At 63.0% G+C, this 16423-nt stretch carries 16 protein-coding genes; 11 read left to right on the forward strand and 5 right to left on the reverse strand.

The genetic code is table 11. The features are described 5' to 3' along the window. Window positions 1-137: 137 nt before the first annotated feature. Both OTERR_RS14495 and OTERR_RS14500 read right to left on the reverse strand, forming a co-directional pair. Complete coding sequence (locus tag OTERR_RS14495) at window positions 138-1082, reverse strand: NAD(P)H-dependent flavin oxidoreductase (protein ID WP_054620315.1); 945 nt, start codon at window positions 1080-1082, stop codon at window positions 138-140. Between the two features lie 96 nt (window positions 1083-1178). Then, complete coding sequence (locus tag OTERR_RS14500) at window positions 1179-1559, reverse strand: C40 family peptidase (RefSeq protein WP_246154200.1); 381 nt, start codon at window positions 1557-1559, stop codon at window positions 1179-1181. Window positions 1560-1790: 231 nt separating this feature from the next. Between OTERR_RS14500 and OTERR_RS14505 the strand changes: the two genes are divergently transcribed. Next, window positions 1791-3275, forward strand: a complete 1485-nt coding sequence (locus tag OTERR_RS14505) for an NAD-dependent succinate-semialdehyde dehydrogenase (protein ID WP_149426190.1) — start codon at window positions 1791-1793, stop codon at window positions 3273-3275. Between the two features lie 95 nt (window positions 3276-3370). On the opposite strand, the gene OTERR_RS14510 is transcribed toward OTERR_RS14505, so the two are convergent. Continuing rightward, the gene (locus OTERR_RS14510; RefSeq protein WP_149426567.1) at window positions 3371-4258 is read right to left on the reverse strand and encodes a dienelactone hydrolase family protein; all 888 of its coding nucleotides are present in this window, start codon (window positions 4256-4258) and stop codon (window positions 3371-3373) included. A gap of 178 nt (window positions 4259-4436) precedes the next feature. Here OTERR_RS14510 and OTERR_RS14515 point away from each other — a divergent pair, with 178 nt between their 5' ends. The 4 genes from OTERR_RS14515 (at window position 4437) to OTERR_RS16610 (ending at window position 7692) form a co-directional block, all read left to right on the forward strand. After that, the gene (locus OTERR_RS14515; RefSeq protein ID WP_149426191.1) at window positions 4437-4865 is read left to right on the forward strand and encodes a MaoC family dehydratase; all 429 of its coding nucleotides are present in this window, start codon (window positions 4437-4439) and stop codon (window positions 4863-4865) included. Window positions 4866-4957: 92 nt separating this feature from the next. Continuing rightward, window positions 4958-5536, forward strand: a complete 579-nt coding sequence (locus OTERR_RS14520; RefSeq protein WP_149426192.1) for a peroxidase-related enzyme — start codon at window positions 4958-4960, stop codon at window positions 5534-5536. A gap of 156 nt (window positions 5537-5692) precedes the next feature. Beyond that, window positions 5693-6238 (forward strand): PAS domain-containing protein, encoded by a 546-nt coding sequence (locus OTERR_RS14525; RefSeq protein ID WP_054620320.1) that lies wholly within the window; start codon window positions 5693-5695, stop codon window positions 6236-6238. Next, window positions 6235-7692 carry a methyl-accepting chemotaxis protein gene (locus OTERR_RS16610; RefSeq protein WP_187775253.1) on the forward strand — a complete coding sequence of 486 codons (1458 nt, stop codon included), beginning with the start codon at window positions 6235-6237 and terminating at the stop codon, window positions 7690-7692. Before OTERR_RS14525 ends, OTERR_RS16610 begins: the two co-directional genes overlap by 4 nt. A 187-nt stretch (window positions 7693-7879) precedes the next feature. Here the strand turns inward: OTERR_RS16610 and OTERR_RS14535 are convergent, their stop codons facing one another. Then, entirely contained in the window at window positions 7880-9676 is a 1797-nt protein-coding gene (locus tag OTERR_RS14535) for an ATP-binding response regulator (RefSeq protein WP_187775254.1), read from the reverse strand. Then, complete coding sequence (locus tag OTERR_RS14540) at window positions 9666-10289, reverse strand: response regulator (protein WP_149426195.1); 624 nt, start codon at window positions 10287-10289, stop codon at window positions 9666-9668. The genes OTERR_RS14535 and OTERR_RS14540 overlap by 11 nt, the downstream gene beginning before the upstream one ends. 348 nt (window positions 10290-10637) lie before the next feature. Between OTERR_RS14540 and tssB the strand changes: the two genes are divergently transcribed. From tssB to tssG, 6 genes are all read left to right on the forward strand, one after another. After that, entirely contained in the window at window positions 10638-11132 is a 495-nt protein-coding gene (gene tssB / locus OTERR_RS14545; RefSeq protein ID WP_149426196.1) for a type VI secretion system contractile sheath small subunit, read from the forward strand. Between the two features lie 18 nt (window positions 11133-11150). Then, on the forward strand, window positions 11151-12635 hold the full coding sequence (tssC, locus tag OTERR_RS14550) for a type VI secretion system contractile sheath large subunit (RefSeq protein WP_149426197.1): 1485 nt from the start codon (window positions 11151-11153) through the stop codon (window positions 12633-12635). A 137-nt stretch (window positions 12636-12772) separates the two neighbouring features. Then, window positions 12773-13261, forward strand: coding sequence for an Hcp family type VI secretion system effector (locus OTERR_RS14555; RefSeq protein WP_149426198.1), 489 nt, complete (start codon window positions 12773-12775; stop codon window positions 13259-13261). A 24-nt stretch (window positions 13262-13285) separates the two neighbouring features. Further along, window positions 13286-13699, forward strand: coding sequence for a type VI secretion system baseplate subunit TssE (tssE, locus tag OTERR_RS14560; RefSeq protein WP_149426199.1), 414 nt, complete (start codon window positions 13286-13288; stop codon window positions 13697-13699). 40 nt (window positions 13700-13739) lie between these two features. Next, entirely contained in the window at window positions 13740-15464 is a 1725-nt protein-coding gene (gene tssF, locus OTERR_RS14565; RefSeq protein WP_149426200.1) for a type VI secretion system baseplate subunit TssF, read from the forward strand. Next, entirely contained in the window at window positions 15461-16417 is a 957-nt protein-coding gene (gene tssG / locus OTERR_RS14570; RefSeq protein ID WP_223115957.1) for a type VI secretion system baseplate subunit TssG, read from the forward strand. Before tssF ends, tssG begins: the two co-directional genes overlap by 4 nt. Window positions 16418-16423 lie beyond the last annotated feature (6 nt).

The following is a 16423-nucleotide window of genomic DNA, read 5'->3' on the forward strand; positions in this document are numbered from 1 at the left end:
CAACCCTAGCACCGAAGGGGTGGCAAAGGGAATAGAAAGGCGGGAAATGGATCGCCCGGCAGCCGGGTAAACGCCAATGGGGCGCGTCGCGACGCGCCCCGTTGGCCGATACGACGGCAGTTGGCGGCTTGCCTGGATCAGGCGCGCAAGGCCGGCGACGGCGGGAGGGCGCAGGCCAGCCGGTATTCCTCGGCCAGCCGGGCGGCTAGTGCGGCCACCGTGGGCACATCGTGGATGGTGGCGACGCCGTGGCCGGCGCTCCACACGTCGCGCCAGGCCTTGGCTTCCTCGCCGTAGTCGTGGTTGGCCGGCTTGCCGCCGGCAGCCAGGCTTTCCTGGGTGTAGCCGGCCTTCTCCAGGCTGGGCCAGAGGAAGTTGGCGTTGGTGCCGGAGACGGCCGGGGTATAGACGATGTCGCGGGGCCCGGCGGTGGTCAGCATGTCCTTGTAGGCCGGCTGGGCCATGGACTCCTGGGTGGCGATGAAGCGGGTGCCCATGTAGGCGAAGTCGGCGCCGAGCACTTCGGCGGCGCGGATGCTGGCGCCGTCGGAAATGGCGCCGCCCAGGATCAGGGTGCCGTTCCAGAACTCGCGGATCTCGCGGATCAGGGCGAAGGGGCTTTGCGTGCCGGCGTGGCCGCCGGCGCCGGCGCCCACGGCGATGATGCCGTCCACCCCGGCCTCGATGGCCTTCTTGGCGTGGTAGGCGTGGATCACGTCGGAGAACACCACACCGCCGTAGGCATGCACCGCTTCCACCACCGGCGCCGGGTTGCCCAGGCTGGTGATGACGAAGGGCACCTTGTGCTTCACCACCAGGGCCAGGTCGTCGGCCAGGCGGGTGTTGGACGGATGCAGGATGAGGTTGACGCCGTAGGGGGCGTGGGTCTCGTCCAGAGTTTCGTTGAGCTGGCCGAACCAGGCGTCCAGGGTTTCCAGGGGCCGGGCGTTGAGGCTGGGGAACGAGGCGGCGACCCCGGCACGGCAGGCGGCGGACACCAAGTCCGGGCCGGACACGAGGAACATCGGGGCGACGATGGCAGGCACCGTCATCCGTCCGCGGAAGGCGGCGGGGATGGTCATGAAGCTGTCTCCAGATGGCAGTTTGTGGACGGTGCGAACACCGCTTCATCCCTCTGCCCGTTTTTTATGGCGACGCGCCGGTCTTGGCCGCCCGCTTCAATCGAACATGGTGCGGGCCGCTTCGAAACGCTCGGCGTAGTAGCGGGCGTCCAGACGGTCTACCCGGATTTTGCCACGGGAGTTGGGCGCGTGGACGAAGCGGTTGTCACCGATATAGATGCCGACGTGGGAGTAGGGCCGGTTGAGGGTATTGAAGAACACCAGGTCACCGGGGCGCAGGTCGGCACTGCCCACCGGACGGCCCTTCTGCGCCAGATCGGCGGCCGAACCGGTCAGGCGCAGCCCGGCGGCCCGGTCGTAGATGAAGCTGACCATGCCGCTGCAGTCGAGGCCGGCCTCCGGGTTCTTGCCGCCGAAACGATAGCCGGTATCGAGCAGTCCAAGGGCGTAGAACACCACCTCCTGCGCTTGGGGCACAAGTTCCCGGGAGGGCTGCGCTATAGTGGAGCGGGACGTTTCCCCGGGCCGGGGAGCAGGCCCGCTGCAGGCCGCCAGGCACAGTGCCACCAACCAGGGGGCGAGGCGCCAGGCCGAAGGGAAAAAATCGCGACAGACAAGACGATCGAAGGCCATAACGGAGCCGGACCTAGCCGGCGCTCTTAAAGTGGTTTGTTAATAATCTCGCCTACCCGACGGAAAAATCAAGTCATGAGCACCATTCTTTCTCTCCAAGACAGCCATTTGCTGCAACAGCTCGCCTACGTCGACGGCCAGTGGATCAGCGCCGACGACGAGGCCACTTTCCCCGTGACCAACCCGGCCAGCGGCACCGTACTGGCTCGGGTGCCGCGCTGCGGCAGCGCCGAAACCCAGCGCGCCATCGCCGCCGCCGAGGCCGCCTGGCCGGCCTGGCGTGCCCGCACCGCCAAGGAGCGGGGCCAGATCCTGCGTCGCTGGTTCGACCTGATGAATGCCCATGCCGAGGACTTGGCACAACTGATTACCGCCGAGGGCGGCAAACCCCTGGCCGAGGCCCGCGGCGAAGTGACCTACGCCGCCTCCTTCGTCGAGTGGTTCGCCGAGGAAGGCAAGCGCGCCTACGGCGAGACCATCCCCACCACCGCCCCGGACAAGCGCCTGGCGGTGATCAAGCAACCGATCGGGGTGGCCGCGGCGATCACGCCGTGGAACTTCCCCGCCGCCATGATCACCCGCAAGGTGGCCCCGGCCCTGGCCGCCGGCTGTCCGGTGGTGGTCAAACCGGCCGAACAGACGCCGCTCACCGCCTTGGCCCTGGCCGAATTGGCCGACCGGGCGGGCCTTCCCGCCGGAGTGTTCAACGTGGTCACCGGCGACGCTGCCGATGCGCCAGCCATCGGCGCGACCCTGACCGCCAGTCCGGTGGTACGCAAGCTGTCGTTCACCGGCTCCACCGAGGTCGGCCGGCTGCTCATGGCGCAGAGCGCGCCAACCCTGAAGAAACTGTCCCTGGAACTGGGCGGCAACGCTCCCTTCATCGTCTTCGACGACGCCGACGTAGACGCGGCCGTGGACGGGCTGATGGCCGCCAAGTACCGCAACACCGGCCAGACCTGCGTCTGCGCCAACCGGGTGCTGGTCCAGGAGGGCATCTACGCGCGCTTTGCGGCCGCCTTGGCCGACAAGGTGGCCCAGCTCCGGGTCGGTAACGGCGCCGAGGTCGGGGTACAGCAGGGGCCGTTGATCGACGGCGCCGGCCTGGCCAAGGTCGAGGAACTGGTGGCCGATGCCCTGGCCAAGGGGGCCCGCGTGCTGACCGGCGGCGCTCGGCTAGAGGACGCCTGGGCCCGGGACGGCCATTTCTTCCAGCCGACGGTGCTGGCCGAGGTGACCCCGGCGATGCGTCTGGCCCGGGAGGAAATCTTCGGCCCGGTGGCCCCGCTGTTCCGGTTCGCTAGCGAGGACGAGGCGGTGCGCCTGGCCAACGCCACCGAGTACGGTCTGGCCGCCTACTTCTACAGCCGCGACGTGGGCCGCTGCCACCGGGTATCCGAAGCCCTGGAATACGGCATGGTGGGGGTCAATACCGGCCTCATCTCCAACGAGGTGGCACCCTTCGGCGGGGTCAAGCAATCCGGCCTGGGCCGCGAGGGGGCCCATTACGGTCTGGAGGAATACCTGGAAGTGAAGTACGTGTGCACCAGCATCGCCTGATGCAGCCCTGCATATGGGCAACGAAAACGGGGGCCGCGGCCCCCGTTTTTTTATGGCGGCCTGCCCCAAGGCAAGCCCCGGCTTTCCTGGCCGGATCAGCCCCGGCCGCTACCGTGGCGGGCGTACCAGTCAAGCAGGCGCTTCCACCCCTCCTCGGCCTCGGCCTTGCGATAGCTGGGCCGGTAATCGGCATGAAAGGCGTGGCCGGCCTCGGGGAAGACGACAATGTCCGAACCGCTCTTGCCCTTCTTCAAGGCTCCTTTCATTTCCTCCACGTCGTCGAGGGGAATCCCCTGGTCCTTGCCGCCATAGAGGCCGAGCACCGGCACGGTCAGACCGGCGGCCAGATCGACAGGCTGCTTCGGGGCCAGGGCGCTGGGGGCGCCATCGACCTTGCCATACCAGGCCACCGCGGCGCGGAGGGTCGAGTTGTGGGCGGCGTACAACCAGGTGATGCGCCCCCCCCAGCAGAAGCCGGTCATGTACAGGCGCTTGGCGTCGCCGCCGTGGGCAGTGGCGAACTTCACCGCCGCGTCCAGGTCGCCCAGCACCTGGGCGTCCGGCACCTTGGCAACGATGCCATCGAGAATCTGCTGGACGTTGCTGATCTTGGTCGGATCGCCTTGACGCACGAACAGGTCCGGGGCGATGGCGAAGTAGCCCTGATGGGCCAGGCGCCGGCACACATCCTGGATGTAGTGGTGCACGCCGAAGATTTCCGAGGCCACCAGCACCACTGGGAACGGCCCCTTGCCTTCCGGGCGGGCATAGTAGGCCGGCACCGGGTGACGGTCGGCGCCGACCAGGGGCTCGATGCCGGTCACCAGCCCGTCCGGGGTGGTGTCGATGGCCGTCTGGGCCATCACCGGCTGGGTCGCCAGGGCAAAGCCGGCAGCAATGCTGCCGACCAGGAAGCCGCGCCGGCTGAAGCCGACCCGGGGCATCAGGCTGTCGAACTCGGTGCTGGTTTCTTTTTCAAGCATCGTCATCAGTGTTTCTCCTGGGGAAGGATGGGGATTCGGGTTGCGGGCCGCGCGGTTACGGCACTGCAACACAATTGTCATGGGGTTCGGAGGTATGATCGACCGGGATGGCTATCGCTGTCACTCTGTTACTGCGTAATTTTGACCTTCACCGCTCACTTCAGGGAAAACCATCGCCATGAACGCCCAGAACGGCTACGACATCGAAGACCTGCAACCCGGCATGAGCGCGAGCCTGGCCAAGACCGTCACCGAGGCGGACCTGATCCTGTTTTCCGGGGTGTCCATGGACACCAACCCGGTACACCTCAACGAGGAATACGCCAAGACCACCATGTTCGGCGGGCGCATCGCCCACGGCATGCTGTCCGCCGGATTCATTTCCGCCGTGCTGGCCAACAAGCTGCCTGGCCCCGGCACCATCTACCTGGGCCAGACCCTCAAGTTCAAGGCACCGGTGCGCCCCGGTGACACCGTCACCGCCACCATCACCGTCAAGGAGGTGGACGTGGCCAAGAAGCGCTGCGTGCTGCAGACCGTTTGCTCCGTCGCCGGCAAGACCGTCATCGAAGGCGAAGCCACCACCATGTGTACCAGCCGCGGCTGACTCCGGATTGACCTTGTAGCCCCCCTGGCAACACCTGGCACCGCCCCGACTGGGGCGGTGCCTCATTTCACCATAACGATATGGAGACATTCATGACCGCCCCCATCAGCCGCTTTTCCGTTCCTGCCCTCGCCGACCTGCCCGAGGACATCCGCACCAAGCTGCTCGCCGTGCAGGAGAAAGCCGGCTTCGTACCCAACGTATTTCTCACCCTGAGCCGCCGGCCCGACGAATTTCGCGCCTTCTTCGCCTACCACGACGCCCTGATGGAAAAGGACGGCGGCCTGACCAAGGCCGAGCGCGAGATGATCGTGGTCGCCACCTCCGGCGCCAACCAGTGCCAGTACTGCGTGGTGGCCCACGGCGCCATCCTGCGCATCCGCGCCAAGAATCCGCAGATCGCCGACCAGCTGGCGATCAACTACCGCAAGGCCGACATCACCCCGCGCCAGCGCGCCATGCTCGACTACGCCCTGAAGGTGGCCCTGCGCGCCCAGGAGGTGGACGACGCCGACCTCGCCGCCTTGCGCGAGCACGGCTTTGACGACGAGGACATCTGGGACATCGGCGCCATCGCCGCCTTCTTCGCCATGAGCAACCGGCTGGCCAACATGACCAGCATGCGGCCCAACGACGAGTTCTACCTGATGGGCCGGCTGCCCAAGGCCTGACCCCCACCCCACACCAGGGGCGTGTGACATTTTCCGCACCTGGGCCAACTTCCCCCACCTACCGGGTGGCGAGGTTGACCCAGGTCAGGCGGAAGGCGCCGGGGGGTGGCTATGCTTAACGTCATACTCCTACTTTTTTGCCCGCGCCCATCGCCCATGGTGTTCCACTCATCCCCCCACGGATCGGAAACCCCGGTCCTCCCCGACGACGTCATCATTACCAAGACCGATCCCCAGGGCCGTATCACCTACGCCAACCGTACTTTCATGCGCATCGTCGGCGCCCCTGAAGCGGCATTGCTGGGTCATCCGCACAACATCATCCGCCATCCGGACATGCCCCGGGGGGCCTTCCGCCTGATGTGGAAGACCCTAGCCGCCGGACACGAATTCTTTGCCGCGGTGAAGAACTGCACCGCCAGCGGCGGCTTTTACTGGGTCTTTGCCAACATCACCCCGGACTACGACGCGGCGGGCAAGCTGCAGGGCTACTTCTCGGTGCGCCGCCACCTGCGCGCCGAAGCTCGCACGGCGATCGAGCCGATCTACGCCCGGATGCGCGCCATCGAGCAGGAAGCAGGCAAACAGGCTGGCCCGGACCGTTCGATGGAATGGCTGGCCGGCGAACTGGCCAAGCTGGGCGTCAGCTACGAGCGCTTCGTCCTCGACCTGGCCGGTTTCGGCCTGGAGGGTGGCAAATGAACGCGCCCGCCTCCCGTCAGAACATCCCCTTCCTCAGCACCCAGCTGAAGCTGCTGCTGGTCTTTCTCAACGCCCTGGTGATCGCTGCGGTGGTCCTCGCCTATCTGGTACCCGACTGCCTGCTCGCCCTGGCGATCATCCCCGTGGTGGCCCTGACGATCACCGGCGTGGCCATCCGCGCCGCCCGACGGCCGTTCCGGGTGCTGATGGTGATTCATGAGCAACTGGCCCACGCTCGCCAGGGTGAACTGCACCACCGCGCCACGGAAACCCGGGGGCTGGGCGAAATCGGCCTGGTGGCCTGGGAGTTGAACGACCTGCTCGACCTGGTGGAAACCTACTTCAAGGAAATCAACACCTGCTTCCGCCGCGTCAGCGGTGGCGACTACAGCCGCCGCCCCATTGCCAGCGGCATGCCCGGCGTGTTTTCCATCTCCCTCGACAACGTCGCCAAGGCGGTCCAAGCCATGGGCGAAAATGACCGCTACGTGCGCCAGAACCGCCTGGCCTCGCGCCTGCACACCCTCAACACCGACAACCTGCGCGCCAACCTGGCCTCCAGCCAGACCGACCTGCAGCGCATCACCGAGGCCGTCGGTACGGTGGCCGACATCGCCCGCGAGAATGCCGATTCGGCCCGCACCAGCCTGGCCGTGAGCGCCGACCTGGGCGGTCACCTGGACACCATCGCCGCCACGGTGGCCACCGTCGGCGACGCGGCCGGCGCCCTGCGCCAGGAATGGCAAGGCATCGAACGGGCACTCACCGGCATTGCCGCCATCGCCGAACAGACCAACCTGCTAGCCCTCAACGCGGCCATCGAAGCCGCCCGGGCCGGCGAGGCCGGGCGTGGCTTCGCCGTAGTGGCCGACGAGGTGACCAAGCTGGCCAGCCGCAGCAAGAACACGGTGGACGATGTGCAAAAGGTGCTCGGCACCTTGTCGGCACGCATCGAAGCGATGAACAGCGAGGCCGGCAGCGCCGGCTCGGTAGCCGGGACCGTGCGCGCCGCGGTGGAAGACTTCCGCCAGCGCTTCGCCCGGGTGGCGGAGACCTCCGCCGAAGTGATCGACCGGGTCGCCGGCGTGGAAGACCGGGCCCTGGTATCGCTGATGAAGGTGGACCGGGTGGTCTTCAAGCAGGAGGCCTATCACGCCCTGGCCGACGGCAGCAGCCACGTCCTGAGCGATGCCGAAGATTGCCGCCTGGCCCAGTGGATGAACAGCGAAGGGCGCAACCGCTTCGGCCACCAGCCCGCCTTCAACGCCCTGGCCGCCCCGCAGCGGGCGATGCACCACGAAGCCAGCCTGGCCGTAGCCGCCCTGGCGGACAACGACGACGAGCGGGTGGTGCAGCAGATGGGCAAGGTTGAAGCCGCCAGCCGCGACCTGCTCGCCCTGCTCGACCGCCTCGCCGACGAAGGCCACGCCCGGGCAGCCGCGCGACCGGCCTGAGCGCCCGGGCAGCATCACGCCGCACTACGAAACACGCCCCGGTGGACAACCACCGGGGCGTTTGCATTTGCTGACCCTTGAACGCCTGGGACGGGCCCGGAGCCCTCACGGCAGCAATGTGTCGTACTGTCCCCATCGCGAAGACCCCGCGACATCCGCCGCCGCAATGGCCTCACTTCCGGACGCACTAGGCGGATGCAGCAGCGAGGGCCTCGGCGCTTCCCAAATGCATCAGCGCAGCTCGCAAGCGTGCGGGCTGTATCGGTTTGTGGAGCAAGAGATAACCGCTCGCACTAGCTTCCCGAAGCCGCTCGGGAGCCGTGTCCCCCGTCAAAATCATTGCAGGGACAGAACGCCCCAGCGCGCGACGAACCTCCGCAATGGTCTCGCTACCCTTTGCCCCTCCGCGCAATCGGTAATCCGCCACGATGACATCCGGCACGAAACCCTCAGCAGCCATGCTTGCCAAGGCATCCTGGGCACTGAGCGCAGTCAGGACGGGGCATCCCCAACAGACCAAGACTTCTTCCATGGCTTGGCAAATGGCGGGCTCATCGTCGATCACCAGCACGGCCCACCCTCCAAAACCAAGCGATGTGGCTTCGTCAGGCATGGGGGACTGAACGTCCTGTTCCACACAGACAGGAACCCGAACGGAAAAAACAGAGCCTCGCCCCAGCGTCGAGCGCAAATCCAAGCGGTGGCCGAGCAAGCGGCACAGATTGTCTACAATCGCCAAACCCAGCCCGAGCCCCTTGCGCCGATCCCGCTCCGGATTGCCGATCTGGTAGAACTCTCGAAAAATTGCCTCATGGTACTCAGGCGCGATACCGGGCCCCGTATCGTAAACCGCCAGCGCCACCTCCCCATCGCCCTGTCGGCGACAACCGACCAACACCGCACCCTTGTCGGTATATCGAATTGCATTGGTAATGATGTTGCGCAGGATGCGCGCCAGCATCTGAGGGTCACTCCAGACCGTCAGACGGGAGGGAACAAATCCGAGATCGAGCCCTTTTTGCTCCGCGATCGGCCTCAATTCCTGGGCCAGACCGTCAAACAACTTTTGTACTTCCACCACCATATTCTGGGGTTTCAACAAACCCGCTTCGAGCTTAGAAATATCGAGCAGATCGTTGAGCAACTCCTCCAGGGCTTGGGCGGAAGCCCCCAAATACGCCAGTACCTGCTCCGCCTTGTCGGCATCCTGAGCATGGCGCAGCGCCTCAACAAACAAATTGACCGCATGCAGGGGTTGGCGAAGATCATGGCTGGCAGCAGCGAGAAAACGGGATTTCGCCTGATTGGCCTCTTCCGCTTTTGCCCGCGCTGCTTCCGCCGCTGCTTTTTCCGTCTGTAATTGCTGCACCAACTGCTGCTTCTCCAAGCGCAGCTGCAAAGACTCGATCAGCCCCTGGGACAAACGACGGGCGGAAGTCAGGACATTGGCCAGGTACAGCAGGCACATCAGCCCCATGACCCAGAAATGACCACCAGCAAACAGGTAGCACAGGGCAATAGGCAAGGCGGTGGGAATCGCGGAGTACTGCGCGGGCGGCCATGCCGAGTAAGCGGGTACGGAACCGGCAGCGATGCCCGCCAGAACGATCGTGACAAAGATCAGCGCCACCGGTGAATCCGGAATAAAAAATAACCACCCGGCAGCCCCCCAGACCCCTCCTGCCAACACAGTCGCGATTGTCAAATAGGTGTGCCAAGGCGCAGCGCCCGTCTCCGGACATCGCCGATAACCGAATAACAACCCCACGCGCACCACGACGAAAAAGGCAATGGTCAGCCACCAACCAATGATCGTGCCATGGTCGGCCACATCCCACAGCACCCAGGCCAGACCGGATGAAAGCAAGAGGTTGGTCAGCAGCGAAAACGGCGTATTGCGGAACAAGATGTCGATCTGTTCCGCTCGAACCTGCATCTGCTGGGTCGATATCGTGCTCGGAGAAGCGTCCACATCAAGCGCCATCGGAGACCACCAATTGCCCCAGTGCGACGCGCGCGGCATCTTCCCGGGACTCGACTCCCAGGCTCTTGAGGATGGCGGACACATGAACGCGTGCCGTGTTTACACGCATTCCCAAGGCATCGGCTATTTCCTTGTTCGATTTATTCCTCGCCAGTAACGCCAGAACCTCACGCTGGCGCTCGGTCAGCGCCTGGGAGTCGGTCCCGGAAACCGGTGGGCGCAAGGCGCGCAGGGATGGCATGTAGGTGCCTCCTGCCAAAACCACTTGTAACGCCGCCATCACCACCTCGGGCTTGGCAGATTTGGGAATAAAACCATGGGCCCCCCGACCCATGCCGTCCATGATGAATTGGGGATTTTCGTTGGCCGAGAGCAGCACGATCGGCGTTGTTGGACACAACTCACGAAAGCGCTGCACCCCATCCAAGCCGTTCATCCCCGGCAACGCCAGATCAAGCAGGATGAGATCCGGATTCCGATGGCCATCTAGAAGTGCAAACGCCCCTTCGCAATCATCTGCCTGCAGAAACTCGTGATCACCGGGTAGTTTTTCCAACAGCAGCAATAGGCCGTGACGGAACAACGCATGATCATCGATGAGCAGGAATTTCATGGATAGCTTTCACCACCTAGTCGTGACATTTGCATCAAAAATCAAGCCAAGACAACTAAAGGACTAGTCCTCGACCTAGTCCTTTCTAGTCTATCGGCATGATTGACCCCCCACCAAACGGCTAGGGATTATAGCGGCAGGGAGCATTCCGCTTCGCCTCGCCGCCTCACGAGATGTTTGCCCTTGACCCAGGACGTCAAGGCGAAATTCTGCCGGGAACTCTGCTCCGGGCGGAAGCTCCCCTGCGCTGCTTGCTCGTACCGGCGTACCGGATCGCGGTAGTACGGCATTTGCAGTCTTGAGATGTGACTTCCATCTCGACCACCGATCGAACACAAGGAGATTCCCATGGCTTCCGATGGGTCCGTTGCGCCAAAAGAACGCGTCAATATCGTCTACCGGCCTACTTCTGGCGATGCCCAGGCCGAAGTTGAATTGCCTCTGAAGTTGCTGATTTTGGGCGACTACACCCTGCGTTCGGACGATACACCCCTGGAGGAAATGAAACCGATCAATGTGGACAAGGACAACTTTAACGAGGTCCTCAAGGCGCAGAAGCTGTCTCTCAATCTGACGGTTCCCAACAAGCTGGATGAAAACGCTGACGCCAACGAAATGCTCGTCATCAGCATGACCATCGACAACATCAACGATTTTTCTCCTGATGCCATCGTCGACAAGGTTCCGGAACTCAAGCAATTGATCGCCCTGCGCGAGGCCCTCAAGGCATTGAAGGGCCCCCTCGGCAACATCCCAGATTTTCGCAAGCAGGTGCAGGAATTGGTTCAGGACGCGGGGGTGCGTGCCCGCCTGCTGGCTGAACTCGGCATCCAAGACCAGTAACCAGGCGAGGGCCAAGCAATGAGCGAAGAACAAAAGCAGCAAGCAGCTGAAGTGGCCGTCGTCGGAGAGAGCGGCTCACTCTTGGACCAACTGGTGGAAACCGCGCGCATCAAGCCCGGCGACGACGCCTATTCGATCACCAAACAAGGCATTCAGGCATTCATTTCCCAGTTGTTGGAACCTCAACGGGCCGTAGAACGGGTGACCCAGGCCACGGTCGACGACATGATCGCCGAGTTGGACAAGAAGCTCTGTGCCCAGGTGGACGCCATCCTGCATCACCAGGACTTCCAAAAGCTGGAGTCAGCTTGGCGCTCTCTCAAGTTTTTGGTGGACCGCACTAATTTCCGGGAGAACATCAAGATACAGATGCTCTCCTGCAGCAAAGACAAACTGCTCGATGATTTCGAAGATGCTGCCGACATCACCAAATCCGGGCTGTACAAGAATCTTTACACCGCCGAATACGGGCAGTTTGGTGGGCAACCCTTTGGCGCCATCGTAGCCAATTACGAATTCGGCCCTGGCGGACAGGACATCAAGCTGTTGCAGCATGCAGCCAGTGTCGCCTCCATGAGCCATGCCCCTTTCATCGCCGCAACCGGCCCGGAATTCTTTGGCGTTGACACGTATGACCAGCTACCGAATCTGAAGGATCTCGAATCGGTATTCGAGGGGCCCCAATTCACCAAGTGGAATGCCTTCCGCGAAACCGAAGATGCCCGCTACGTCGGCCTGACCCTGCCCCATTTCCTACTGCGCGTTCCCTACGGGGCCGACACGGTGCCGGCCAAGACCTTCAATTACAAGGAGGACGTTTCGGGGGGCAACCAGGACTTCCTGTGGGGCAATGCAGCCTTCGCCTTTGCCTCGCGCCTGACCGACAGCTTTGCCGACTACCGCTGGTGCGCCAACGTCATCGGTCCCCAGGGGGGCGGGACGGTGGGAGACCTGCCGGTCTACAGCTATGAATCCATGGGGGAATTGCAAAACAAAATCCCCACCGAGGTCTTGATTTCCGAACGGCGCGAGTTCGAACTGGCCGAGCAAGGCTTCATCGCCCTCACCATGCGCAAGAACAGCGACAACGCGGCCTTCTTCTCTGCCAATTCGGTGCAAAAGCCAAAATTTTTTGGCAACACCAAGGAAGCCAAGGAAGCAGAGCTCAACTACAAGCTCAGCACCCAGCTTCCCTACATGTTTGTCGTCAGCCGACTGGCCCACTACATCAAGGTGATCCAGCGGGAAAACATTGGCACTTGGAAGGAACGTGGCGATCTCGAAACCGAGCTTAACGCCTGGATTCGCCAGTACGTAGCCGATATGGACAACCCGGCAGAAGGGGTGCGCAGCCGCCGCCCCCTGCGTCAGGCGGAAATCTCCGTCAACGACGTCGACGGAGAACCTGGTTGGTACAAGGTCGACCTGAAGGTTCGCCCCCATTTCAAGTACATGGGCGCCTCTTTCACCCTCTCCCTGGTCGGCAAGCTGGAGAAGAACTAATCCATCCAAGCCACCGCCGCCGATCACGGCGGCGGGCGCCATACACCACTTACGGCCCCTTCATGACGGGGCCGCCAATCTGTCCGAAATGATTGGCAGACCACTCTTATTCCAATCCAGAACGAAAGGAAACAACCATGCCGATGCCGTGTTACCTCTCCCTCGAAGGCCAAAACCAGGGGCCCATTGACGGCTCCGTCCTGGTCAGAGGTCACGAAGGAAAAATCCTCGTACAGGCGGCCGATCACACCATCGAAATCCCCAAGAGCCCCCAGACCGGGCTGCCAACCGGCAAACGGATTCATGGCCCCCTGACCCTCACCAAAGAAATCGACAAGTCCTCACCCAAACTATTCCAAGCACTGACGTCGGGGGAACAAATGAGTAAGGTGGTACTGGAGTACTACCGCATTTCCCCGAAAGGCACGGAAGAGAAGTACTACAAAGTACAGCTTGAGAACGCCATCATCACCAGCATACGGGCCTGGGTCCCCAACTGCCTCGGTTTGGACACCCGCCAGATGGGGCACATGGAAGATGTGTCCTTTACCTACGAAAAGATCACCTGGACCTGGGAACCGGACGGCATCGAAGCGGAAGACAGCTGGTTGGCACCCAAGTCCTGATCTCTGCCCTGAAGCTGAACCGCGATGCGGGAACTGCGTCTGCTGGAACGGATATCCAGATGGGAAGGAGGCGGCGAGCGAACGCACCAGACCCAGACGGATATCCTCGTTCAGTCACTCACGGGCCATCTACGCCGCCTCCTCAATACTCATCGGGGCAGCGTGCAGATCGATGACATGTACGGGGTACCGGACTTTTCCAATCTCGCGGCCAGTCTCTCCGCAGGTTCAACTCGCGACATCGAAGAAGAAATCCGCCGCATGGTGCTCAAGTATGAACCGCGTCTGAAAGCACCCAAGGTCGCATTGCGTCAGGGGGGCGACGACGTACTGTCCCTCCGTTTTTCCTTGTCAGGCTTCGTGCAGGTCGACCAGCGCGAGATCCCTCTGCAGTTGACCACTACGGTCGAGGCCAACGGCAAAGTGCACATTGCATGACGCCCGCGATGCTTGCCCCAGATTGTCACAGGGCGCACCCATGATTAACCGCTATTACGAGGATGAGCTGCACAAGCTGAAAAGCCTGGCGGTTGAATTCGCTCAGGCCAATCCAGCGTTAGCCCCAATGCTGGCGGCAGCATCGGCGGACCCTGACGTCGAGCGCCTGCTCGAAGGCGTTGCCTTCCTCACCGGCCTTACCCGCCAGAAACTGGACGATGAGTTCCCCGAATTCGTCCAAGAACTGGCCAACCTGCTCTTTCCCTACTATCTGCGGCCCATACCGGCCTCTACGCTGGTCAGCTTCACAGCCAAAGGGATGTTGAGCGAAACCGCCACCATCCCCGCCGGGACCGAAATCGCCTCTGTGGCGGTGGACGGTACGTCTTGCCGCTTCAGAACCTGTCACGATCTGGAGGTTCCTCCGCTAGTTCTTCAGCAAACACGCTTAGACGGTGGCGCGGGCACCAGTCCCAGACTCGTGCTCGACTTCGACTGTATGGGCGGCGAGGTAGATCGCTGGGGAGGCGACGTGCTACGGCTGTTTCTCGGCGGCGGCTACGCCGAAGGAGCCAAACTGCTGCTCTTGCTTGCCAAGCACGTCACGTTCGTTCGCATCGGCAATGATGACAGCACCTGGGAATTGGATCCCCGGGCACTTCGCCCGGCGGGCTTCGACAACCCGATGCTGCCTAGTCCCAGTCATGCCTTTCCCGGTTTTCGTACGGTCCAGGAATTCTTCGTATTGCCGGAGAAATTCTTGTTCGTCGAACTCAAGGGCTTGGCCCGTTGGACGACCAGCGGGAAAGGATCGCGCTTTACCCTCACCCTGGGCCTGGACCGCGTGCCGGACTGGATGCCGGAAATACACGCCGACAGTTTCCTGCTCAATGTGGTGCCCGCCATCAACCTGTTCCCCCACGAAGCCGCCCCGATCACACACGATCATCGCGTCACGGAGTACCGCGTACGCCCCGAAGGGGACAATTCTCAGCATTACCAAGTCTATGGCGTAGACGAGGTCACGGGTTACCAGCAAGGGGTAGCGAAGGAACGGGTGTACCGCCCCTTCGGTGCGCTCCGGGGCAACGACCGTCACGGCGCCCCGAGCTACCACACCGTCATCCGTCCGGCGGCTGTCGGACGCGGCAGCGACACCTTTTTGAGCGTGAATTACGCCCCCGGGACCGAGCCTGTTCCGGAAACCCTTTCGCTGCGCATCACCTGTACCAATCGCCATCTGCCGGAAAGCCTCCAGCTAGGGGACCTTTGCCGCCCTACCGGCTCATCCCCCGAGCGGATGAATTTTCAAAACATACGTCCCATCACACCAAGCATCTCTCCACCAACCGGAGAGGCCCTGCTGTGGCGCGTTATCGGCATGGTCTCCCTTAACCTGCTATCCATCGCCAATGCTGAAAATCTCAAGTCCCTACTGGCACTCCACATTTTCGGCGAGCGCAGCGAACAGGGGGCAACGGCAGCCAATCGCCGGCGCATCGACGGCATCGAGGCGGTAACCGCCACGCCGGAAACGCGGCTGGTGGGCCGCGGCAGCGTCCTGCGTGGGCAGCGAGTCCAAGTCAAATGCCGCCCCGACCATTTTGGTGGCATCGGTGACCTCTACCTGTTCGGCTGCATGCTGGACCACTTCCTCAGCAACTACGCCGGCATCAATGCCTACACTCGCGTCGAACTCGTCGATGCCTTCTCGGGAGCCGTTTTCACATGGCCGCCACGACTGGGACAACAGACGCTGTTGTGAAGGCACAGCTGCTCGCCAATGGTGAGCGCTATGCCTATTTCCAAGCGATCCGCCTGCTCCGGCTGTTCAGCCGGGCCGATGGCACGCCCCTGGACAGCCTGCGCACCCGGCCCCAGCTCACCCTGGGGTTCCCCGAGACAGACATCGAGCGCATCGAGCCCCGGCCCCAGGGCGGCTACCAGGTCAGCGCCAACTTCTTTGGGCTCTACGGGGTCGCCTCTCCCCTGCCGACCTTCTACACCGAAGATCTGCTGGACGAACAACGGGAAGGACGGCATGCCACCCGGGATTTCCTCGACATCCTCCATGACGCGCTATACCCGCTGTTGTTCGATGCCTGGTCTAAATACCGGCTACCGCGGCGCCTTATCGAGGAAGACGATCGGCAGCTGGAAAATCTGCTCTACGCCTTCGTCGGACTGGACGATCCGAACCAACGGGCTCGCCTGCCCTACGCCAGCGAGTTGCTGCGCTATGCCGGGCTATTCAGCCAGCGGCCTCGCTCGGTTCTGGGCCTGCAAACCCTGCTGGCGGACTGTTTCTCGCCGGCCCGGGTGGTCATCGATTGCGCCGTCCCGACCATGGTGCCGATTCCCGTGGAACAACGCCTCTGCCTGGGAAACCGAGGCCAACGCCTGGGTGAAAACGCCTTCCTGGGGAGTGAAATCGAGGATGTCAGCAGCCACATTGCCATCCACCTCCAGGAACTGCCGGCGCCCCTGTTCCACCGCCTGCTGCCCGGTGGCAGCGAACATCAGCGCTTACGTTTTCTGGTCACCTACTACCTGACCGATCCGCTCACGGTGGTGGTCGTCCTGGAACTGCGCCACGGCGAAGCCAAAACCGCCAGAACCTGTGGCACCACAGATGGGCCATGGTCACGTCTCGGCCTAGACACCTGGCTGGCCCCGGAAACGGCAGGCCAGCCCACCCGCACCGTATTCACGCTGTAGAACGAG

The organism is Oryzomicrobium terrae, assembly GCF_008274805.1.
In the GTDB taxonomy this organism is placed as follows: domain Bacteria; phylum Pseudomonadota; class Gammaproteobacteria; order Burkholderiales; family Rhodocyclaceae; genus Oryzomicrobium; species Oryzomicrobium terrae.